This window comes from Petrimonas sp., from assembly GCF_963921705.1.
Lineage (GTDB): Bacteria > Bacteroidota > Bacteroidia > Bacteroidales > Dysgonomonadaceae > Petrimonas > Petrimonas sulfuriphila.
Map to the genome: position 1 here is coordinate 2,962,221 of NZ_OY997410.1, position 24,560 is coordinate 2,986,780.

A 24,560-nucleotide genomic window follows, 5' to 3' on the forward strand; every position below is an offset into this window, starting at 1 on the left:
GAGGAAACTCACAGAAGTTGAATTTATAAAAAAAAGATGGGATGATTAACAACAAACGGCTGAAAGTAATGAGAATGCAATTTGTTTTTCTTCTTCTTTGTATTGCGGGATCAACATTTTCAAAGACTTCAAATGTTGATCCCCAGGAGAAACGAGGAATAAGGATTGCTACTTTTGATGTGGATGCTACTCCACCTATAGGGAGCAGACTCACTTACGATCCGATGATAAACTCCGGAGAACAAACATTGAGGGCAAAGGGCATTGTTTTATCTGGCGAAGGTGATCCTATCGTGTTGTGTTCTGTTGACTGGATAGGTATTGCTAACGAGTCACAGGATGCCTTCAAGGAAGCCATGGCCGAAGCTGCGGGTACTATTCCTAACCGGGTGGTGGTACATACAGTTCATCAGCACGATGCTCCCATCTGTGATTTCACTGCAGAAAAAATTTTAAAAGAAAACAACATTCCAGCAGGCTGTTTTGACGGCACTTTTGCAAGGGAGTTGATTCAAAGGCTTCAGTCATCAATCCGTTTATCACTCAAAGACGTGAAGGAGGTGACAGAGATAGGTATCGGTAGTGCGGAGATACATCAGGTAGCTTCAAACAGAAGAGTTTACAAAAAAGAGGGACGGATTGTTACGATGCGTGGCTCTTCGAGTAAGGATTCTCTCCTCCGTTCCATGCCAGAGGGATTAATAGATCCGGATGTGTCGCTTGTAAGTTTCTGGAATGAGAATACTCCGCTGGCTGTATTGAGTTTTTATGCAACCCATCCGCAGAGTTACTACCTGACCAAAACAACCAACCCTGATTTTCCCGGTATTGCCCGTTTTTTGCGTCAATTGGCTGTACCGGATGCCTTGCATGTTCATTTCAACGGGGCTGGAGGTAATGTTGCAGCTGGAAAGTATAACGATGGCAGCCATGAAACCCGTTTCATCCTCGCAAAGAGAATGGCAGACGGCATGGAGCGCGCGTGGAATAATACCCAAAAGTTCAGTGTTCAATCAGAAGATCTGGGTTGGGATACCGAAAACCTGTTGCTACCCTATCGGGATAAAATCAAAGAGATAGAGACGACCATGAATCAAATGGATAGCCGTTTGCTTGCCAACAATATGGGGCGTTTGGGATGGTATAAAAGGAGGGTTGCAGGAAAGGGGATAGAAATCGCCTGTTTGCGTATTCATAACGCCCGTTTGCTCTTTATGCCGGGTGAACTCTTTGTGGAGTATCAGCTGGCAGCCAAAAAGATGGCGCCGGATCATTTTGTTGCGATGGCAGCTTACGGTGATTACGGCCCATTTTATATCGGAACGGAGGCAGCCTACGCTGAAGGAGGGTATGAGATTGAATCCAGTCCTGTAACCGCAGAATCGGAAAAGTTGATCCTGACGAAGATTAAGCGGCTTTTAGACCGAAACAGAGCCAACCGACCCCGGGAGTTGTTGACCTACAAAGATCGTAGCGGACAAATTTTTCCTGTCACAAATAAAAAAGAATGGGAGAAAAAAAGAGAGGAGGTACTAAACAATATGCAACTTGTCATGGGAAAAGTCCCGCCACGGCAGAAGAAAAAATTGCATGTGGTCTATACTGACTCTGCTGTGTATGAAAAATATGTACGTTATAGTATCAACTTTGAGGCAGCACCCTCTGAAAAAGTGTTCGCCTATCTCTACCGGCCAAAAAATAAATCGATGTTATCTCCTGCTATGCTTGCTCTTCACGGAACCGGCATTGAAGGCAAGAAGATAATAGATGGCGTTACCAGTATTAAAAACAGGGCTTACGCCAAGGAGCTTGCAGAAAGAGGATATGTAGTTATTTCACCAGACTATCCGAGTATGGGTGAGCTGGAAAATTACGACTTTGCTAATGACCGCTATGATTCGGGAACAATGAAAGGGATCTTCAACCATATCTCTTGTGTCGATATACTGCAAAGCCTGCCTTACGTTGACAAGAAGAGAATTGGGGTTATAGGCCACTCACTGGGTGGTCATAATGCCCTGTTTGTTGCTGCCTTTGATCCCCGGATAAAAGTAATCGTCTCCAGTTGTGGATGGACATTGATGGACTACTACCACCCCGGTGAACAAGTAACTGTCGGATACGGTGGCCGTCTGGGTCCGTGGGCTCAAGAGCGATATATGCCCTTTATAAGGGATAAATACAATCTGGATGTTGAAAAAATCCCTTTTGATTTCGATGAAATCATTGCATCACTTGCCCCCAGGCCTTTTTATTCAAATTCTCCTGTATCTGACCTCAATTTTTCTATTGAAGGCGTCAGAAAAGGCATCAGTCACGTCAGGGAGGTTTATCGTTTTTTGGATAGTGAGGATCATTTAAAAATCGTTTACCCTCAAGCAAGTCACGATTTTCCCTCTGATATAAGGGAAGATGCGTACCGATTTATCGACAAATATTTAAAATAAGTTAGTTGTAAATGGGAATTTATACCTAATAACTGAGGGTATACCTGACACAAATGTCTTCGAAAATTAGTCTTGATAGCAGATATTTCTTTTCTCTCTATTCACCGAGAAATCAAGTACTTTTTTTTGCTTAAAGTGTTTATAGCCTTTGGGAAGCTATTTTCCCTTAGCATTTGGCTTTGTCCGTTTTAAAACGAAATGGGCGATATTTTTATCCAATTGACGCAATCTGTTGAACGATTACTCTTTAAACCTACCAAAATCTGTAGTTGTCGGGACCTTGATGTACCTGTAGAATTCACTCATTCACAACGCAGCTTCCTCGAAAGTCACGAAGCAAATGTAGTGATGTTTCAAAAAAACAAATGGACTGAACCTCTCAGTACTCTTCTGTTATTATGGTATCGCACAACCTGAACGTCCCTCGCATTTGAAGCTGTTGTCACGACTCTTATTTTCATACTAGAAACACCCTTAACGCGGTAAATTTAGCAAAATAAATTAAATGTGTGCTGATAGTCTGATATTTAAGGCCGTCCTAAATTGAATGAGACAAGTTAGAGAAATAATGGGCAAGTGACCCCATAAAAAAACGATCAGGGGATTACCCCTGATCGTTTTTTTATCTCCAAAATACTCTGACGACGAAAACTAAGTCTTAATATCCCGGATTTTGCGGAAATTCCGCATCAATATTCAAATCAATCTGTGTTTGAGGAATTGGCCAACGGAAATTATGCTCCTCGATATGTGCACCCGGGCATAATGGATTATCGTTGTATTTCCGTACCCTCTCAATGAGCTTACCGGTACGACGCAAAGCAATAAGGCGCCATTCTTCACCATAAAGTTCTCTGGCACGTTCATCCAAAATGTAGTCTATATCAATAGTACTTGCTGATACGGGCTTGGCATTAGCCCTTGCTCTTACTACATTCACGTCTGCAGCAGCTAAATCCGGACGATTAATTCCCAAATAGGCTTCGGCCCGCAACAGTAATGTTTCCGCAAAACGTAACGCATACCAGTCTTTATGAGTATTACCGGAACCTGCTCTGGGTAACTGCACCGTATAATTACAGGGATCATGAAATTTCATAAATGTAGGGAACATCAGTCGTATTGTATCATCTAACGGATTGGTTCGGGGATACGGTGTTCCTTCATAGAGTTTGAAATCAATCTTATGTCCATCATAGGCCGATTCGGGATTGTCGTAATAATAATTCCTCCTGAGATTGTGTTCAGCGTTTCGGATATCATTATCCCAATTGTCCTTCCATATGTAATAATGAACCAGATTGGTTCCTCGTCCGTTGGCGCAAGGGCGGCTAAGTGTATCGGAGATTCCGGTATACTTCCCGCCATAAAAAGTTCCAAGTGTTGCTTTTTTTCCGTCAGGGGTTAGGGCTATATCAAAATAACGTGGCCCATAAATATATGCAGAATTGATTGTAGTTTCGTCCGACGTTCCTCTCTCTACTTGAATCACCCACATAGATTCAGTATTGTTAGGCAGGTTATGGTTAGTATATCCAAACAGATCAAAATACGCATCACCTGAACCCAGAATATCTGTACCCAACCTGTTTCCGAATCGCTCAGTCATTAAGGCATAATCATAATCATTCACTGCATGGCTTGCTGCCGTAACAGCTTCTTGTGCATTTCCCATCTCTAGATAGGTTTCAGCTAAATAGTGCCATGCAGGACCTTGGGTAACTCTTCCGGGTGCACTCTCTTCTCCCGGTTTAGGAAGATTTGCAGCAGCAAATTTGAAATCTTCTTCCATAAATTTGTGAATTTCAGCGACAGGGGCTCTTACATAATCTGTTTTTGCCTTGGTTGTCGGTTCATCCAGTAATGGAATGTCTCCATAAGTTGAAACTAAGTGGCGATATATAAATGCACGGAAAAAACGAGCTTCGGCAAGATAAGCATTTTTCCCGGCTTCTCCCTGGGTGAATATTGTCGCATCAGCCTTTTTTATACCGTCAATCAATACGTTGGCCCATTGAATAATTTCAAATCCCCTCACCCAATGATCGACTACCGGTGTAAATGTGGGGGTTAAATCCCGGTACGAATTCAGATACCGGCTTCCACGGTCTGGTGTTTCACCATTGAATCCAACATCTGATCCATGTGTTGCCCAATTCATTGTACCAAAAGAGCCATAGGTGTAATATACAAATCTGATTCTATTTTGAATAGCAGTAATCCCCTGCTCTATACCCGTTTCGGTAGTATATGCATTTTCCGGCGATAAAAAATCGAGAGGTTTTTCGTCCAAGAATGCCTCACTGCATGAAGATAAAACTGCCGAAAAAAATACAAATCCAATTACTAGTTTTTTTATAATCGAAGTTCTCATAATTGTCAAAATTTTAATGATTAAAAGCTAAATCTTAAACCCAAAATAACATTCCGGGTCAGCGTTGGGAAGGTAGACGTTGAGCTGTAACCAGTTTTGCTATCACTTCCCGTAGTCCCGATCTCAGGATCCCAGCCTTGCCATTTTGTCCATACATAAGGATTTTTGCTAGACAAATAAATTTGACAGGAATTAATGTTTATTCTATCTAATAATTGCTTTGGAAAGCTGTATGCAAGAGAAACATCCTGAAGTCGTATAAAACTCCTGTTCTGATAAATTCCACTCCAAATCGGCGGATTATTGTAGATACCCGTTGTATTTGTAGTAGGAGCTTCAGGACTCCAATACGGATTAACTGCTGAGACATTTTGTCTTTCAGGGTAATAGATCAACGGGTTGACATTATCACTGTTATTGGCCATGAATCTATTTTTGCCCCCTTGTATAGAGTTGATAAAGAAGGAAAAAGTGAAATCTTTATACCGCAGTACATTTTCAATACCGAAACGATACGACGGAGATTTATAACCGATGATGCTTCGATCATTCACGGCATCAATCGAATTACTACCATCTAAATCAGCTAACTTAAACTGTCCTGGATACCATCCAGGATATACTTCACCAGCAAAAAACTCTTCTTCCGTCCATACTTTTTCAATTTGGTAATCGTAAATTGCCTGAATGGGCTTACCTACAAACCATCCGTTAGCTACATCCGCATCACTCTCTCCCCCGTAAAGTTTGGTTATTTTATCCCTATCAAGCCCAAAAGTGAATTTAGTGTTCCAAGTGAAGTCCTTACGGTTAACATTTAATGACCTTATTTCCAAATCGATACCTTTTGTTTGAAGTTCTGCAACATTATCCCATACATTGGCATAACCCGATGTAGCCGGCAACTGCCTTCTCACCAACACATCGTCTGTATTGGATAAATAGGCATCTATCGATCCTGAAAGACGGTCGTTTAGGAAACTAAAATCTACTCCAACGTTATTGGAAGTCGTCCTTTCCCAGGCTAACTCTGAATTTCCGAGTGTATTTGGATATAAGCCAACAGCATAGTCCCCACCGTATACATATCCCAGATTGCTCATTGTAGCTAGACTGGCGTACCGGCCACTACCCTGATTACCGTTGACACCATATGAAAACCTCGTTTTCAGGTAGAATGCAGGATTATTCATAAAAGGCTCTTCTGTAAGCACCCAGCCAAATGAAAGCGACGGAAACGTAGCCCACTTGTGATCTTTTCCAAATCCGGAAAAACCATCCCGACGAACTGTTCCTGTAAATAGATAGCGTTGTAAATAAGTATAATTAATCCTGGCCATATAGGCAATATTAGACTCTTCATAGGCAGAGCTAGCTACATACGGTGTAAGACCCAGGCCCATGTTATTGTATCCCAGGGTTTCGTTATCAAAACCGTCTGCACGCAAGGTAGAAGCATTCCCTGAAAGCTTATCAAGACTGTACAATAACGTACCGTATATGGAGTGGTTGCCAAAAGTCTCTGTATAGCTAAGAATATTATTCATTAACCATTTATTGGATTCAGTATGAACTTTCGTAGCACGTCCCCCGTATGCCATTCCTCCGGGTGTTCTGGAATTCCAATAGGTATAGTTTCCAGCAGTATTATACCTGTCTGAAATATCAAATTCAAATTTCAATCCTTTTAAGAACGGAAAATCAACAACTGCACGGCCTATTCCGAAAAATGTATGATTCAGATTCGAATTATCCGCGTAAGTAAAAACCAATGGATAAGGCTGAAACAACTCATTGGTCAGGTATATATCGTAGTCATCTTTTCCAATATGATTATCTGCCCAGGGAGTTGCTACCCTAGCATAATGTATATTGGCCTGCTCTCCGGATTGATCGGTTAATGTATAGGTAAGGTTTGTACTGATTGTAAGCCAATTATTAACTTTACTTTCTAAATTACTCCGCAATGTAAACCTTTTAAAATTGTCGTTTAATTGTATACCTTCAATATCCGAATAGGATGCCGATAAATAATATTTTGAATTTTCTGATCCTCCGTTTAAACCGATATTGAAATTCTGCATCGGAGCAATTTGAGTCACTTCTTTAACCCAGTCAATAGGTTCTCCATTTAAATAATTGTTTTGCTCTTCCGGGGTTTTCAAATAGGTCGCAACCAATTGACGATTGGTAATATCCGGGCGCGCGGGACGGCCTGCAGCAGAAGTGGGCTTTGTAGCATACCATTTGTAAACATCGCTTTGCCATTGCCAATCCACCATTCGAATAGCAAATTCCTCTCCGTTCATTACCCGCATAGGGGTATTAGTCATATCTTGAAAACCATAATAAGCATCTACTGAAACCTGCGGTTTTTCATTTTTTCCTTTCTTTGTAGTAATCAGGATGACTCCGTTTTTCGACCTGGATCCATAAACAGCTGCGGCACTGGCATCTTTCAAGACATCAATGGTTTCAATGTCGTTTATATTAAAATTGGATATGGAACCATCGTAAATAATACCATCGACCACAATCAATGGAGAAGAAGAGGTTGACAAGGTGTTCTGACCACGTATTGATATAGAAGATTCACCTGTAGCACCTCCCCTTTGTTGAATATTAATACCTGCTACTCCTGACAAAACCTGTGAGAGATTCACGTTTGCCTGAAGACTTTTATCATCAACTGTAACTCTGGAAACTGCACCTGTTAAGTCTTTTTTTCGCATTGTACCGTATCCCACAACCACCAATTCATCCAACAATTCTGTATCTGTTTGAAGAATTACCCGTAAGTTTGGAGCGGGTGAAACTTCCTGAGTTTTCATCCCTACATAAGAGATAATCAACGTACTTTCGTTTGAAGGTACAGTCAGCGAAAAATTTCCGTCATAGTCCGTTACCGTGCCCTCTCCTGTTCCTTTAACCTGAATGGACGCGCCTATAACAGGCTCATTCGATTCATCCACAACATTACCTTTTACGCTTACTTGTGAGTACAATCCAAAAGATAATATCCACATAAAAGCGAAGAATAAACTTTTACATTTGAAAGATTCCATATTATTTCATTTTTTCTACTTCCGCAAGCTCCATCAGCCTGCCTGCGATAGGCTTTTAAATTTAAGAATTTTACAACATTTTCATTTACATATACTTAGCATGCATTTTCAGAAAAAACTGGTTATTAACAAAAACCATCAACTTGTGTTTCCTGATTGATCCAAGACTACCGCCACAAATTTGCCCCCCACAAAGATCGTGAAACAGATGACTTTCATAATGAGAATACGACAGATACCGGATAACTTAATTAAAAATACTTGTTTATGGCGCATACTGTTATGGTATTGATCTGCACTTTTGGTTCTTTATAACTGACTACGTAAATATTGAATCTTTGTTATTCGGGATAGCTAAAAAAACCGATTCGATAAACAATACTAATAAAAACACATAATTTTTTCACGATTGAAAAAACAGATTGCTTTATTAAAGGTCAAGTTCAAGCTCTTTGCTTCTCTTAATTTATCTGAACAAAAAGGAACTTGACCAAACATGTGCATACTTGAAAATTTTCAGAAAACGCATCAGACAGATTAGTCCATCTGATGCGATAAAATTTGACTAATTAAAAGTAACCATGACTTTATTGACGTCGAGGGTCGCACAGCGTACTTCATATTCGGCTGTCTTGTTGTTAACTAGAGAGGCCATGTCACTAATCACAGGTACACCTTTTGCAGGATTAAACGTCTGGACTCTTACAGTACCGTTTGGAGATCCTTGCATGCGTTTAATTTTGATACTTTGGACAGCCTTTTTTGCCTGGGGCCAAATGAGAGGATATCCACCGTTGGCATCGGGAGTGATGACCGTGCCGTCTTCCCGGGTTACAACGTAATCAGTACCAGCAGTCAGTGCGCTTTCCAACCAGATAAAACTCACAACATCGTAGCTGCGTACCCGTTCGCTCCTGAAACTGAACGGAATGCTGGCTACCCACTGTTCGCTGGAAGCCATCCATGTACCACTTGTAGCGCTGGCACCGTATCGCCATCTTGCATCGCCGTTTTGTGCTACTTCATACGACAGCCAATCAACTTGATTATCCGGCTGATCCAGTAATAAAACATAAACGTGTTCCAAATCGGGACGTCCGTCTCCCCAAATCTCATGTACTTCGCAGCTCGACAAACAACATAGAACAGCTGCTATAACCATAAATTTTATTATCTTTTTCATTGAATTGTTTTTATTATAGTTTACATTCTTCTTATGATTAATGCCATCCCGGATTTTGAGTGATGTTTCCGTCGGATTGGGCAATCTCGTAAGAGGGTATCGGATAGAAATAATCTTTTACTGGATCGAAGCGTCGTGTACTGGCTTTTTCTGCAATACGGATATTTGCCTCCGGATAAGCGTATTCCTGCACTCCCGCTATCTTTCCAGATGCGTCGGTGTACAAATCGGTAAACGTTGGATCGGCAGCCTGTGAGATACCATTAAATGCCTCGTTTTCATTAAATTTAGCGCCAACAATTGCTTTTGGCAATACTGTTTCGGCTATTTTCCATCGGATAATATCTGCGTAACGACGATTTTCAGCCATCAGTTCCACAGTTCGTTCACGGCGGATTTCCTCAAGCATGTTCAATCCGTTGGCGGCAGCAAATGAATTGGTAAGCGGCACTGTAAAACCGACTCTGTTGCGCAACGCATTCACCGTTTCGTTTAATTGTGCGTCGGTGATGGCACCATTGATTTCATAAAGCGCTTCAGCATACGAAATCAGCATTTCTCCCCAGCGAATTACAATGCGGTCAGTATAATCCTGGCTCCAACGGGATCCGGAGAAACCCTTTTTGCATACATAACCAACAGGCTTCGATGCATTAAGCGGTAAATAAACACCACCTTGCCCTGTTAGACGGTATGATACCAAAACATCCAAGATCTTTGCATTCTCATCTTGTTGAGGATCGTTAAATAAGAGGACACTCATTGGCAAACGCGGATCACGGGCGCCCATACCGTTTGCTATCGGTGTAATGCCATCTGATTCGTAGCCCAATATGTGATTGAATGATGATTCGGGTGTGAATACCAATGGTGATTTTTCGCGTGGTAAACCGTCGGCATAAAGATAGTAATCCACCATAGAACGTGTGATATTGAAGTTCACGTCACAACTGTAAGAACGGGTATGGAGGGAGGCATTTGAACCTGTGATACCATTAGGCCCATATGCTTTTGAAAAGATAACCTCCTTATTGCTGTTGTTTACCTCATCGAAGAATAGCGCCAGATATGACACTGAAGGCCCCCCGTTTGTGTAAAGTTGATGTCCTTCAACTTTCAACAGGTTGTATGCATCAATACTTTTCTGCAAATGAGCTTTCCATACTGATTCGTTGCTCAGATTGTGGTATTTCTGCATGGTTCCTTCGTGTAAGCCTATGCGCACCATCAAAGCCAAAGCCGATGAACGAGTGACTCTACGACGATCGAACTCATCGGTTACAGCCTCCATAGCTGCACGTCCGGGCAACCATTCAGCGGCATATTCGAGGTCCTCGTAACATTGTTGTATCACAGTCTCGCGCGGGGTACGAGCCATTTTCAACTCAGGATCAGTGGTTCCTGTGAAAGGTTTCAACACCAAAGGCACATCTCCGTATTTGCTAACCAGTTCAAAATAATGCCATGCACGAAAAAAACGCGCTTCACCAAGATACCTGTTGCGAGCACTTTCATTGAAAGGAGCATTTTCTGCTTTTACTAAGATATTGTTTGCCGTGAAAATGAATGCGTATGGATCTCTCCAGTCGGCATTACTTTGGGCAGGTATGGACCAACTGCCGTTACTGATTTCATTTGGATTGAACCTGCCAAACTGATCGTCTGCGCGGAGATCATATTCTAAAGGAGCAAACTGTTGATACAAACGGTTACAGGCTGCTTTCAGATCGTTTTCCGTTTTCCAGAAATTATTATCCGTAAAATCAGTTTTGGAGGTTACGTCCAACATTTCATCGCAGCCTGCCCAAGCAATGGTCATGCATAATATAGTGAAAATAAATAGACTCTTTTTCATATTTCAATTTTTAAATGGTTAAATTAACACCCAACGTCCAGGTACGGAAAAATGGGTAATATGATGAATTTACGTTATTTCGGGCTTCTGGATCGAATACTTTAAATACCTTGGTGTATTCCCAAACATCAACACCTGTCACGTAGATGCGCAATGATGAAATTATATTTTCTGGAATAGGAACCTTATAACCCAATTGTATATTTTTTAGCCTGAGATAAGCTCCGTTTTGTAACCACCGGTCGCTAACGTGATAGTTGAAGGCCATATTACCTGTTAACCGGGCAAAATAAGCATCCTGATTATCTTCTCTCCAATGATCGCGATGAATTGTCAATGGTGTCTGACCCGTATTAACCATAGGTCCGAACCTTGCTTTATCTATCAAGAATTTGCGATACCCGACACCTTGCCAAAACATGGAAAAGTCGAAATTTCTCCATTCCACCCCCAAGTTAATACCATATAGGTAACGCGGAGTTTCAGTGCCAAGATTGATTAAATCGCCCGAATCTTCCGGACTGCCCGCACCAACGCCTACTTTATGATCAGCTTTCCCCTGTGTCAGGTACCGAACATCGCCGCCGGAAATCATACCGTCCTGCTCAATTGATTCGTATCCTGGATTAGCTTCCTTGTAAGCTAGATATTCTTCACGGCTACTCCAGAATCCGTCCGTCTGATATCCCCATATAGTATTGATGGGATATCCTTCAAGAAACTGTACCAAGCCTTCACCTATTACATTGTTACCGGTGTATTTGACTAACTTGTTCTGACTGTCGTCAATGTGGAAACCTGCGTTATATGAAAGGTCTCCGATGCGGTCGCGCCATTGCAGTGACAATTCCCAACCCCATGTTTTCAACGAGCCAACATTTTCTAAGGGAAGAGAGCCAACACCGATAATATTTCCAGTTTTCAGCCGCGCCAACATATCATTATTCTTTTTCCAGTAGTAATCACCGGTAAAATTCAGCCGATTATTCAGAAAGCCCATATCCACACCAATATTTGTAGATGTAATGGTTTCCCATTTCAGATTTTTCGAGGCCAACGCATTCGTGTAATAAACCGGCATACTCCAGAATGTTGTCCTTGAAATCATATCCAAATATGGATAATAGTCGCTGCTAAGCGCGGTACTGTTACCTAAATTTCCATATGAAGCACGTAACTTGAGATTATTGACAACCCTTTGGGCCTCTTCAAAAAACGCTTCTTCACTGATGCGCCACCCCACAGAAGCCGAGGGAAATACTCCCCAACGGTTACCATAAGACAACCGTGAGCTACCATCGTAGCGGACATTGGCTTCGAAAAGATAGCGACCTGCAAAATCGTAATTTATGCGTCCAAACAACGAAGCCATTTTCCACGGCTGTATGGCATCACTCAACACAGAATTAGCGGCTACACTGTTGTCATAGTAATTGAAACTGAAGAAGTCATTCGAAATTCCGTTCCGTGCTTCGGCAGAAATATAGTCCCGAAGATACTGTTCGTACGAAGCTCCACCCAATATGTGAACCTGGTGTTGGTTTAATTTCCAATCATAATTCAATAAAGCTTCCAGTTTATCCTGATAGGAGTTAGCTTTTCTTTTGATCACTCTTTGTGGATTGTTGACATCTGTAGGTCGAGGAGCACCATTTCTGCCATGGCCTTTAATGAAACGATAATCTCCCTCCATCGCTTCAAAGCTAGACCTTCTTGAAAAATTAAGGTCGAGCGTAAGGTCTTTCACCACATTCTTGACACGAAAACCACCAAACCCCGTTAAATAGAAATTTTGATTTCTTATCTCTCCACCCTCTTTCATGATCTGGATGGGGTTAGCGGAACCACCACTGGAATACGGGTCAGTTTCGCGATAGGTGTCCTCTTCGGGAAGAAATAATCCATGATAACCGGGTTTGGTGTATAAAAGGGCCAAGACACCTGACGCTCCTGAATGTGTAATTTGCTTCCTCAGGGTTCCTTCGTATGAAGCTTGCATATTGAAATCCAGATATTTGTTGATTTCTGTATTCAACGAAGCACGGAAATTAGTGCGGTTGTTGCTATCGGGTCCATACCTAAGAATTCCACTTTTTGTATAGAAACCACCTGAAACATAATAACGTGATCTGTCGTTTCCACCGGTTACAGATACTGAATGGTTCTGCTGGGTTGTATTTTCTTTCAATCCCAAATGCATCCAGTTATTGTTGTAATATTCTTCCCAACGTGTTCCCATAACACGATAATTTTGATTGGGATTAGCTATGAAGTCAATGGCCTCCCTGTTTATAACAAAGGCGGGGTTAATGTTATACAAGGATTGATGGATCCACTCGTAGTCTTCCCATGGCGGAACACGCCTTGGCATCGCACCCGGCACATTAAGTCCAAACGAACCGTTGTAGGATATCTTTGTTTTTTGAACAGAGCCTTTTTTGGTAGTCACCAGGATCACACCGGCAGCAGCACGTGATCCATAGATGGAAGCAGAAGCCGCGTCTTTCAGTACTGAAATGGATTCAATATCTTCAGCATTTAACGTCTGTAGCGATCCCTCCACACCATCGATCAGAACGAGAGCCTGGGCATTGTTCACAGACGTAAAACCGCGTATGCGTATACCGCTCGTTTCCGCACCGGGCTCGCCGCTATTACGCGAAACAAGCAACCCCGGTATCTGTCCCATCATTGCATTCACCACGTCGGTAGAGTTCTTAGACGCAATAGCCTGTCCATCAACAACAGCAACGGCACCGGTTAGATTTACTTTTTTCTGTGAACCGTATCCTACAACCACCAGTTCATCCAACAATTCCGTATCAGATTGAAGTACAATTCGCAAATTTGGAGCCGGTGATACTTCCTGAGTTTTCATCCCGACATAGGAGATAATCAACGTGCTTTCGTTTGATGGAACAGTCAGCGAAAAATTTCCGTCATAGTCCGTTACCGTGCCCTCTCCTGTTCCTTTAACCTGAATGGACGCGCCTATAACAGGCTCATTCGATTCATCCATAACATTACCTTTTACGCTTACTTGTGAGTACAATCCAAAAGATAATATCCACATAAAAGCGAAGAATAAACTTTTACATTTGAAAGATTCCATATTTTTTTCATTTTTTTCAACTTTCGCAAGCTCCATCAGCCTGCCTGCGATAGGCTTTTAAATTTAAGAATTTTACAACATTACATTTTCATATGTTTGATATGCCTCTTCTGAAAAGCAGGTTTATTGTGGCAAAAAAATCAATGGTGGTGTGCCTGATACATCGCTATTGCCTCAAGTTTCTATCCTACAAAACCGTGAAACAAAAGGGCTTGCAGCGGGTGCATATAGATTGCCAGATTTAAACTTGATACATTAAAATTATTAAATATAAAGGAATATATTTTAAAAGGTAAAATCTCCTGCTTTTGCGAAAAGAAATCTTCAAAAAACGTTTTTATTTACCAACTGATATTTATTCAAAAAAAGTCTACAACCACATCGACTGATTATATAATAATTAATTAATTATGTTATACTTATATAAGACAAAACTATTTTCTTTGGGTAATTTAACAGAAAGTCCGCCGTTGTCTTTTACCGTTTGCCTGCTTTTTTTGCCATCACCCAAAAGTGGTGTGAGCTCCAATCGGGCATCTTTGGGCAACCATATGGCAATTTCGGTTGTTTCGTTTTTGTTGAATTCCCGCAACACCAATAGAAAGCCCACTTTTTTTACCGGTTTACACTATTTTTACTGAAAGAATTCCAATCCTTGTAACTTATTCCAATCTCCTCTGGTGAAATCGGGAATTTTCACCGGCTGCCCTCCATTAATTGTGGATATTTTTGTAAGTTCTACGAGACACGACCATTCTGCGGCATCATATACGTCCATATCAAGAGGCAAACCATTTCTTAAGCAATAAATCAACCGATAATCCATCATGTAGTCCATTCCTCCATGTCCGCCCACTTTTTTAGCTTTCTCTCCGATTTCTTTTATGAAGGGGTGCTCATACTGTCTCATCAGGTCATTAAACTTTTCTTCCGTCAGGAATTGATGAGAATCTGGTTCCAAGGCGATTAAAGGTGTGGGGTACTTTTGTGCATAGCCTTTTGTCCCACTTAATGTATGAAGACGGCTGTATGGGCGGGGACTGGTCACATCATGCTGTACCATGATTGTTTTTCCTTTTGCAGTACGGATAATGGTCGTATTCATATCACCCAATGTGTGTTTTATCTTGGATTCAGGAGATCCATCGCCGTACAATTCTTTTAAATAGGAGGAAATTCCAAACTGATTGGAAGAGACCGATGTCAGAAAGTCCATCTTGTCTCCTCTGTGTATGTTCATTGTTTGGCATATGGGGCCGAAACCATGTGTTGGATAAGGATTTCCCGTATAGGTTTCGTAAAATTTTACCCGCCACCCCTCTACATTTTTTAATTGGGACCTGAGGTCATGAATATAGGCGCCCTCACCATGGACAAGCTCTCCGAATACTCCTTGTTGAGCCATGTTTAAAGTAGTTAGTTCGAAGAAATCATAACAGCAATTCTCTAACATCATGCAGTGCTTTCTTGTTTTTTCTGCTGTATCGACTAATTGCCAGCACTCTTCTATGGATACCGCTGCCGGGACTTCAATAGCAACATGCTTTCCTTTTTCCATAGCATATACGGCCATGGGGGTATGAGATAACCAATCTGTGCATACATAAATTAAATCAATGTCGTCACGCTCACAAACCTCTTTCCATGCATCTTCTCCCACATATTCCGTTGCAGCGGGCAGGTTGTTGTTCTGAAGATATGATTGTCCTTTTTTTACCAATTCCTCTTTCAGGTCGCATATAGCCTTAATTTCAACACCTTCCATATGAATGTATCTTCTAAGGGCTGCTCCTCCCCGGTTACCCACTCCTATAAAGCCAATCCTGACGGTTGGAATCGGATCAACAGCAAGTTGCAGCACATTTTCCTGTCCGACAAGACGTTTCGGTTCTTTCAGTTCGATCATTTTTATTTCATCCTGCTTCATGCTTGTACATGAAACGGAAAAGATTGAAATAGACAGCAAACAAAACTTTAAAAGTGAATTCATATGTAAATATTTTAAAATATAATTGGTTATACTAACTCATTAAACGTTCTATTACTATAGTATATTTAGCTATTATCCAACATATTTTCTCTTGATTACCAGCACTTTATACTCTCCTGTTTTTTCAATGTCATTGCATTAACCTGGAAAGCGATCTAGTCATTTCTAAACAAAATTTGAAAGTTAAAAAACATTGCTCCCCTTGTGGACAATAAAAAGTAGAAGAAGAGGAGAAGCCGGTATTAAGTATTTATCTCCTTTTTCATTTTACCCAAATAGCCAGTGTCACAAATTGCAAAGTAAAAAAGGAATGAAAAAGATAGATCAGATTAATCCGCAGACTATTCCTCAAAAAACGGAAAAATAGCTGGAAAAGCAATAAATGATTATTCGTTTGGTGCGAGAAACCATTCAAAAAAAGCATACAACACTTTATTTGATTCCGCATTTGGGCTATGTTCAGGGCGGTTGGTCATAGCAACCCGGTGGGTATAGCCCAACAATTTATTAACAGCAACGGTATGATTCAGGGGAATCCAACGTTCAACCTGGTCGGACGATCCTCCAGACACAAGAAAAGGACGTGGAGCCATAAGGGCATGTAGTTCATGAAGGTCGTATTCTTCTTTTTTAAGCTTTGGATACACCCCCCGGCCATTTTCACCTGTCTTGCTCCATGTTTGTTTCCAAGGCGGTTGATAATAACCCAAATACCACGGTTCCCAATAATTTACCCCGGAACCCTTGGTCTCATCCAAAACGATGCCGGGATCAACCCACGCTGCACAAGCAAACTTATCGTACAGACAGGAGGCAAACATAGCCCACTTCCCTCCGTATGAGTGCCCGACAATTCCTATCCGTTCCGCATCTACATCCTCTACTTTTGTTAGTGCTTCCAGCGCATTTGCTGCAGCGTAGGCCAATGCTGATAAAGGTTGTATGATTGCAGACTCTCTATTTGGATAATAGATGGAATATGTTTTGTTTTTCGTTGTTTCAGAAGTACCTAGAGAGAGAGTAACAAATCCTTTTTTTACCAATTGATACGCAAAATCCCTATAAGGTTTTCCTCCTATTCCCACTGCTGTTTCCGGTTCATAGAAAACAGATATCACGGCAGGCTTTTGACCTTTCTTATCAGGAATCAGTAAATATCCTTCCGTTTGTTCATTGGGTGTCCAATAAAACCGGACTCTGTATTGTGTAAAATCTTCTCTTTTCTCTTTGTCGATAATTTTAAATTCCTGTTGATCCAATATAGGCGGCCATTCTCCCAGCATCTCCATCCAGCGGGAACGGATCTCTTCACGCCTCTTTCTCCAATCTGTTCTGTCCTTTACAAGAGTACCGTCGTAAAACTGCAGGGGAGAGCGATAGCCGTGGAAACTATACTCGTACTCTTTGGGTGGATAGAAATAGGGAGCAATAGTACGCCAGGAATATTCACTCACCTCAACAGGCGTTACTTTATCGGGATTGGCTACAGCATAATGGGCGGAAAGCTGAGCTATCTTTGCCTGAAAGGGAGTAACCGTACAGGGCACATAACTGTTTCCTACAACCGTTTTTTTAAATAGTTTCTCGTACCATGCACAAGAAGCCGTATACCTTCCGTAGTTCAGTTCCAGATGATAGCCATCTCTGCAAAAAGTGTCTCCCAGACTACTTGTTCTACCGTTTTGTATAGCCGTACCGGCCGGGATAATAATCTTGATTCCCGTTTTTTGTGCTGCACGGCCAGAGGCATCAATAATGGCATTGTACATCGAACCCTGATTGTTGCTGTAATTCTGAAAACCCGCATGTGTAGAAGTTTGTGCATATGCCCAGGTAGCGTGTAAAATGGGCTCCATATCCGGATTGGAGGAGTATTTTTCTGCAAAACTAATCAGTTCTTCAAGGTATGGGAAATAGGACTCATATTGTCCGGAAAGGGAACTTACTTGTTGAAAGGAGATGTAGTCCCACTCTTCATCTCCAAAAGCATCGATCAGCGTGTAACCGGGTGTCGTAGTCTTAACCCCGTTAACAATTTTTCGATATGAGTAGTCGGGGGAATTATTTACAGAATTGTTGTAATGCTTTTCTAAAGAGCACCCGCCAATGTACATGTTTCCGAGTATAATGGTATCTCCATTTGCTTCAGCTAATCCGGAGAGATAATATTCAATTGCATCGTCTGAGAAGCTGTTTCCTATCGCAAGGAGTTTTATCTGTTTCGCATGAACAGATAAAATTGAGACACCAAACACAAGAAAAAACAGGGTGAATTTGTTCATCATCATTATGGATTATAATCTGTTTATTATACTTTCGCCTGTGTTACGATAAAAGCCCACAGGCTATCAAAAATCAACTCACTTCAATCAAACAACCTAGCAGATTTCACCTTAACAAACATCATTTAATTGCATTATTCTTCTCTCAGTTCAGGAATTTCATCAAACAATAAAAATCCGGTTATACGATCATTTTTATCGGCCCGTTTTCTTTTCCAGGATGGATGATCAAGAGTTTCCTTTTGCCATTGGACGAGCAACTTGGCTAATTTCCTACCCTCCTGTATATGTTCTTGTACATCGGCAACATTGTTCAATTCAAGAGAATCATTCTGCAAATCATACAGTTCTACCATCGGACGGGGAGCAGTAAATACTTGCATTTGATCTTTTGTCAAGAGACCATTATTTTGCTGCTTTCTCAATTCATACCAACTTGCGCTTGAACTCAAATCAGATGCTGTTCCATGCGGAACTTCAAAGTAGGCGTTATAAATAAGTTTATATTTCTCTGTGCGAATACAGCGGATGTATTCATCTGTGTCGTGCCAGTTTCGTTCAGCGAAGATGTAATCTCTTCCCCTTTTAGTATGATCAAAAACAATCTCATGAAAGCTGTTCCCGTAAATATTCTGAGGTAACGGAATATCAACAAGGTCTAAAAGCGTAGGAGCTAGATCAACACAACTGATTAAACCATTATCATGTACTGTATTAGGATTAATTTTCTCTTTCCACATAAAGATAAGCGGAGTCTGAATTCCAGAATCATAGAGTGAACCTTTACACCTTGGAAAGGGTTTTCCATTGTCACTAAGAAAAACAACAATTGTATTATCAAGTTTTCCTTTCTCCTCCAAGATGGATATCATTTTGCCCATATTTTCATCCATTCTCGTTATCTCATCATAGTAATCTGCCAGATCCCGACGGGTATCCGGACCATCAATCAAGAAAGGAGGAACAATCACATCGTCCGGATTATTCCTTTCAGGACAAACACTTCTATTATAAGGACGGTGTGGATCTACAAAACCTATCCAAAGAAAAAAAGGATTATTCTCACAACCATCCAAAAATTCAGAAAAATTTTTATAGGTTTCTTCTGTCAAATCACCTTGGCCTGGAAGATATCCTCCGGAAATTCTCTCGTCGAATTGCTTGTCCCCCTCCGGCCCCCAGTGTGTTTTTAACATCGATCCAGTTTTATAGCCTGCTTCTTTGAAATAAGATGGCATCATTTTTGTATTTTCTTCCAAGGGAGTATGTAAATCCTCAGTTCCTATAGTATGGGCAAACATACCAGTCATCATGCTGGTTCGGGACGGACTTGATTGAGGAGAAGTTACAAACGCATTTTTAAAACGTATCCCCTCTTTTGCCAAACGATCAATATTAGGAGTTTTTATGGCAGAATTTCCATAACACCCAAAGTCCATTCCCGCATCATCAGCAATAAAAACCAGAATGTTTGGTTGTGAAGCAGAGGTTTTTTGTCCCCATATGCTCTGAGCGAAACACAAACCACCAATTAAATATAACCATCTCTTTCCTTTTGTAAATTCCTCAGGTTTGCGAAGGGCATTCATAATAATCGATTATTTTTTATGTTGATAGCTAAATTCTTTTTGTTTTATTTCAATGAAGTTTTACTCATTAAGTTCTCATCAGGCAGACAATTTCAATGATGGAATGATCGGATAAAAGTTTATATTTCTCGATTTCCGTCTTTTAGAAAACTCAGGACCCGACTCGGATAAAATTCTCGCACATTAAAAAAAATAATCTGCATTTGTATTATATATCTTATCAATCACTTCTTTTGGTAATTTTAGTCCTTTAACCGGCTGCGTAATATCATTTATCTCTTGTGTTACATCGGTAGCCAAGTAGCTCCAGTTCGATTGCCATCTATCCAACAGCCTCTGTAAGATTGCATCAGGGTCTGTTTGATTTTCATTGATCGTTATATCCGTTCCATACATGATTCGGTCCTGATATTTTATCATAAAGTTTCTCATTTTATCGTAATCAATGATTGATTGATATTGAAGATGTGCTATCCGGGCAGACAGATCAATATTCATGTTCGGAAACCTGTCCAACCTTTTGGCTATTTCATCGACATCCCATTCAAGGCTTCCTAAATGTGCTGCAGTAAAAATCAAATCTGGAAATTTATTCAATAGATTATCTCTGGCGTCGATTTGATCCTTATAAGAAGGAGCTTCAGGATGAAGGTACATATGATATTCAGGATGTGACTTATAGTATCGATAATTCGATGAATCGTTCATCTCGTGTAGTGGTAACCAACAGTTTCGTGGTTCTCCCATATGTCCCATAACAGGAATTTTATTTTCAACCATAAAAATAAATATCGAATCAAGACGCGGGTCGTCTATCATGACATACTCATCGAATGAATCTTTCAAAGTCATCCCAACATTTTTCCAGATTTTTATTCCTGAAGCTCCTGCATTTTTGCAATGATCAATCCTCTTGATCACATTATCTGTAAATCCCTGTTCTCCAAAATCATCCACCGTAAAGGTTCCCAAAAAAACAAATTTCCCGGGCCAACTTTTCTTCAGAGCACTTGCCGTTTGTAGCTGTTCATCAATTGAAATCCCTGCATCAACATTAGGAGAAACCACTCGAAAGTTATATTGTGATATAAACCCCATATACTTCTTGTTCAATGTGTTGATATGTAAATGAACGTCTGTCTTAGGTATTTTCTTAAAATCATCAATAAGATAATACTTGCTTTTTTCACAAGCATTTGTTGTTATTATGAGTATCAAAATAAATATTGAAGCAAAACTTTTACGGATAAAGTGTCTCCCCATCTTCATTACTGTTGTAGTTTATTACTTAAAAAATTATGATGTTTCAAAGCCAATCCATTAAATAAGTTCTTATCTTTAGTATAACGTTGGCAGTTGCCTGATCTTTAAGTTTCGGAACCATGCAGCCGAACCATGGTCCTGCAGGCATATTACTCCCTTTTTAGAAAGGCCGTAGTCTGGTGCATCTTTCCATTTTCCGTTGTTCTTACGTGCAAACCAATCATCTGACCATGCTTCAAACTCTAAAACTTTCTCTCCGTTAAGCCAATGTTCTACATGACCGTTATCAAAAAGGATCTTGGACGTATTCCATTCACCAGAGGGTTTTATAACAAGCTTCGATTTATCTGTCGTGTGCATTGCATAATTGGCTGCAGTCTTTTGCCAATCCTCCCGCGTACTGGATGGTGAATATTCATCAATTAACTGATACTCTGGCCCAGTTAGATAAGGGACATTAAACTTAGGATCTTCTACAACATGATACAAGACGCCACTATTACCACCTTCTGCAATTTTCCAGTCCCAAACAAACTCAAAATTTTCAAATATTTTTTCTGTAACAATATAGCCGTGAGCATCTGTTCCAGTCCCTGCGGCCTGAATTGTTCCATTTTCTACGTACCACGGAGCCGTTAGTGAATTTCCGTTATAATCTCTCCATCCGTTCATTGTTTCACCATCGAACAGAAGCTCCCATCCCTCATCTATCTCTTTGTTTGACAAAATATTATGCCGTACACTCTTTTGACAAGAAAACAGCAAAAAAAATATTAAAAAAATTATAATAGTTTCTTTTGATTTCATAATACTGTGAAAATTTTTAATTTAACTTAATATTCCAATTGATTATTACCTCGTGATTGATAAAATCAAAGTTACTATTTCAACATAGGGAACAACTCCCTAATCTCCTCTTCGGTAGGTTGTTTTCCATATTCACATATTTCAAATGCCTCAGCAGCTGTAATGGAATTTCCTACTTCTTCTCCGTACCATTTAACAAGAGACTCTCTGATGGAGGGAGTGATGGGTAGTTCACGAAATATCTTGAGCCACTGAACCCTTTCTTTTTCATCACTGGGCGCCTCGATTGAACTAGTCCATGGGAGCCACTCAAAATATTGAGATTCATGTGCAGTCATAGCCAATATTTTCTGATCTATCACATCCGTAATGTCAATGGTGATATCAGGTTTAAAAGGATAAGGCTTCATAAAACGGTCTTGTTTATAAAGGAACAAAGGGTTTTTTTTCAATGGAGGTGTATCAGACACTACGTTTGGAACAATAACCATGTAGGCTGCATCCTGTATGACAATTGCTGCATTTCTGTGATCCGGATGATAATCATATGGCCGGGGACCAATAACTATGTCAGCATTCCACTGCCTGATCAATCTGATCACCTCTTTCCTCAGATCCAGGGTGGCAAGCAGTTCACCATCATGATTTTCCAGAACTTTGTAAGTAACTCCTAATCGCCTGCCGGCTTCCATAGCCTCGGCTCTTCTTCTTTTTGCCAATGCGCCTCCTCCCATTGATTGATGTCCAGCATCACCATTTGTGAGCGAAACAAAGAGTACATTATGTCCAAGCTTTGCAAACTTAATTGCAGTGCCGCCTACTTTACTGTCAGGATCATCAGGGTGTGCTCCAAAAACTATCACATTGATTCTATTATCCTGATTAATCTGGCTGTTCTGACTGTAACTCAGAGAACATGAAAATAGAAATAAAATAAATACAACCGTATACTTCATGAATATTTATTTTTAATTAATTACTTTCACTTTACCTACTTACGACCTCCCCTGTGGCATGTCTGGTAATTTCCAACCGTTATAATAGGTGTGTTTGATCAATTCCTGTGCGAACACCTCAGCTTTTTGAGGTTCTGTCCATGTCTTATTAAAAGTAGGGTGACCATCCGAGATTTTGAAGCCATCTTCAATAATGGACTTAACTGTTGCATCCTCAGGAATATTGGTGAACTTCATATTTTCACCATCCCAAATTAATTCTTGATTTAATCCTTGCAAGCGAACAGCGAGAACGCCCATCACAACCATTTCGTTTAAAGGTCCTGCTATAGAAAAATCTGAAGCAGGCTTTGACCGGTGTTCGGGGCTTTCCTTGCATGCACGTACCCAATCCATTTCATGTGAAATTGTTATTTCTCGTTGTGCTTTAGGAGAATTTGGGGTTCGTCCTGAGATTAGCCAAGGTTCTCTTCCTCCATTTCCACAAATTAAAGTATCCTTTGAACCATAAAAAATTGCAGCACCACCTCCAACATTTAAACTTTTACCAATTGGCATTCCATCGGGTCGAAATGGTTGTAAACCGCCATCGTACCAAGTAATTTCCACTTCGGGCATACCTACCTTAGGCATGTTATCACGAGCAGGAAAAACATATTTAAACATTTGTGCAGCAGGACAACTTTCGGCCATTAGCATAGTTGAAGAACCCTGTACTTTTGTTGGATATAATAGATTTAATCCTTTAAATACAGGATTTAAAATATGGCAAGCCATATCGCCCAGCGCTCCAGTTCCAAAATCCCACCAGCCACGCCAGTTCCACGGTGTATATATACTGTTGTATGGTCTCATGGGGGCAGGGCCTATAAACAAATCCCATTTTAATGTTTCGGGGATTGATTCTTTTTGCATAGGACGTTGCAATCCCTGAGGCCAAATAGGCCTGTCTGTATAAGCGTCAACTCTTCTAACTTCACCAATTTGACCATCCCAAATCCAATCGATAATCTGACGAACACCAGGCCCGGAGGCTGCAGTATTGCCCATTTGAGTAGCAACTTTAAATTTCTCCGCCAATCTTGTTAGTAATCGCGATTCGTAAACACTATGTGTCAACGGTTTTTCAACGTATACATGCTTACCCATTGTTATGGCATCAGCTGCAATAACCGCATGGGTATGGTCAGATGTAGCAATCATCACAGCATCTATGCTTTTTCCTAACTCATCATACATTTTACGATAATCGTAGTATCTCTTGGCATTTGGGAAGTAATCAAAAACACGTTTGCTATACTTCCAATCCACGTCGGCAAGCGCTATAATGTTCTGACTCTCCATGCCTCTAAGCACAGTGAATCCTCTTCCTCCAACACCAACACCTGCGATATTTAATTTGTCAGACGGGGATATGTGTCCCTTACTTTTTCCCAATACAGCTGAAGGGACCACCGTTAATCCTGCAGCTACAGTTGCACCAGACTGAATGAATCTTCTTCTTGAAATGTTTGACGACATAATTTTGTATTTAATGTTATATAAATTGCAAATAACTGTCTAATTTTTTCATAATCAATTAGACAGTTATTTACAAAGAATAGCGAATACGCTCTAAGATTTAGAAAACAGGTATT

Annotated in this window: 13 protein-coding genes and 2 pseudogenes; 1 reads left to right on the forward strand and 14 read right to left on the reverse strand. The window is 40.6% G+C overall.

Features of this window, described 5'->3' with window-relative positions:
- Positions 1 to 41 precede the first annotated feature (41 nt).
- Positions 42 to 2,447: an alpha/beta fold hydrolase gene (locus tag AACM02_RS12455; RefSeq protein ID WP_339117147.1), complete on the forward strand. Its 2,406-nt coding sequence runs from the start codon at positions 42 to 44 to the stop codon at positions 2,445 to 2,447.
- A gap of 658 nt (positions 2,448 to 3,105) precedes the next feature.
- On the opposite strand, the gene AACM02_RS12460 is transcribed toward AACM02_RS12455, so the two are convergent.
- The 14 genes and pseudogenes from AACM02_RS12460 to AACM02_RS12525 form a co-directional block, all read right to left on the reverse strand.
- Complete coding sequence (locus AACM02_RS12460; protein ID WP_286855973.1) at positions 3,106 to 4,821, reverse strand: RagB/SusD family nutrient uptake outer membrane protein; 1,716 nt, start codon at positions 4,819 to 4,821, stop codon at positions 3,106 to 3,108.
- Between the two features lie 20 nt (positions 4,822 to 4,841).
- Complete coding sequence (locus tag AACM02_RS12465) at positions 4,842 to 7,886, reverse strand: TonB-dependent receptor (RefSeq protein WP_339117148.1); 3,045 nt, start codon at positions 7,884 to 7,886, stop codon at positions 4,842 to 4,844.
- A 565-nt stretch (positions 7,887 to 8,451) separates the two neighbouring features.
- Positions 8,452 to 9,048 (reverse strand): hypothetical protein, encoded by a 597-nt coding sequence (locus AACM02_RS12470; RefSeq protein ID WP_286860740.1) that lies wholly within the window; start codon positions 9,046 to 9,048, stop codon positions 8,452 to 8,454.
- Between the two features lie 58 nt (positions 9,049 to 9,106).
- Complete coding sequence (locus AACM02_RS12475; RefSeq protein ID WP_286860743.1) at positions 9,107 to 10,924, reverse strand: RagB/SusD family nutrient uptake outer membrane protein; 1,818 nt, start codon at positions 10,922 to 10,924, stop codon at positions 9,107 to 9,109.
- A gap of 10 nt (positions 10,925 to 10,934) precedes the next feature.
- Complete coding sequence (locus AACM02_RS12480; protein ID WP_339117149.1) at positions 10,935 to 14,072, reverse strand: TonB-dependent receptor; 3,138 nt, start codon at positions 14,070 to 14,072, stop codon at positions 10,935 to 10,937.
- A gap of 364 nt (positions 14,073 to 14,436) precedes the next feature.
- Positions 14,437 to 14,646 (reverse strand): hypothetical protein, encoded by a 210-nt coding sequence (locus tag AACM02_RS12485; RefSeq protein ID WP_286860748.1) that lies wholly within the window; start codon positions 14,644 to 14,646, stop codon positions 14,437 to 14,439.
- A 24-nt stretch (positions 14,647 to 14,670) separates the two neighbouring features.
- Positions 14,671 to 15,963: a Gfo/Idh/MocA family oxidoreductase gene (locus tag AACM02_RS12490; protein WP_339117150.1), complete on the reverse strand. Its 1,293-nt coding sequence runs from the start codon at positions 15,961 to 15,963 to the stop codon at positions 14,671 to 14,673.
- Between the two features lie 449 nt (positions 15,964 to 16,412).
- Positions 16,413 to 17,480 carry a prolyl oligopeptidase family serine peptidase gene (locus AACM02_RS12495; protein ID WP_286861168.1) on the reverse strand — a complete coding sequence of 356 codons (1,068 nt, stop codon included), beginning with the start codon at positions 17,478 to 17,480 and terminating at the stop codon, positions 16,413 to 16,415.
- Positions 17,481 to 17,525: 45 nt separating this feature from the next.
- Positions 17,526 to 18,314 (reverse strand): annotated as a pseudogene (locus tag AACM02_RS12500) (DUF4886 domain-containing protein); the annotation flags it as partial.
- Positions 18,315 to 18,442: 128 nt separating this feature from the next.
- The gene (locus AACM02_RS12505) at positions 18,443 to 19,897 is read right to left on the reverse strand and encodes a sulfatase (RefSeq protein ID WP_339117151.1); all 1,455 of its coding nucleotides are present in this window, start codon (positions 19,895 to 19,897) and stop codon (positions 18,443 to 18,445) included.
- 183 nt (positions 19,898 to 20,080) lie between these two features.
- A complete protein-coding gene (locus AACM02_RS12510) occupies positions 20,081 to 21,166 on the reverse strand; it encodes an amidohydrolase family protein (protein ID WP_339117152.1) in 1,086 nt (361 codons plus the stop codon).
- Between the two features lie 38 nt (positions 21,167 to 21,204).
- Positions 21,205 to 21,967 (reverse strand): annotated as a pseudogene (locus tag AACM02_RS12515) (DUF1080 domain-containing protein); the annotation flags it as partial.
- A 74-nt stretch (positions 21,968 to 22,041) separates the two neighbouring features.
- On the reverse strand, positions 22,042 to 22,923 hold the full coding sequence (locus AACM02_RS12520) for a PIG-L deacetylase family protein (RefSeq protein ID WP_286850145.1): 882 nt from the start codon (positions 22,921 to 22,923) through the stop codon (positions 22,042 to 22,044).
- Positions 22,924 to 22,962: 39 nt separating this feature from the next.
- A complete protein-coding gene (locus AACM02_RS12525; protein ID WP_339117153.1) occupies positions 22,963 to 24,444 on the reverse strand; it encodes a Gfo/Idh/MocA family oxidoreductase in 1,482 nt (493 codons plus the stop codon).
- Positions 24,445 to 24,560 lie beyond the last annotated feature (116 nt).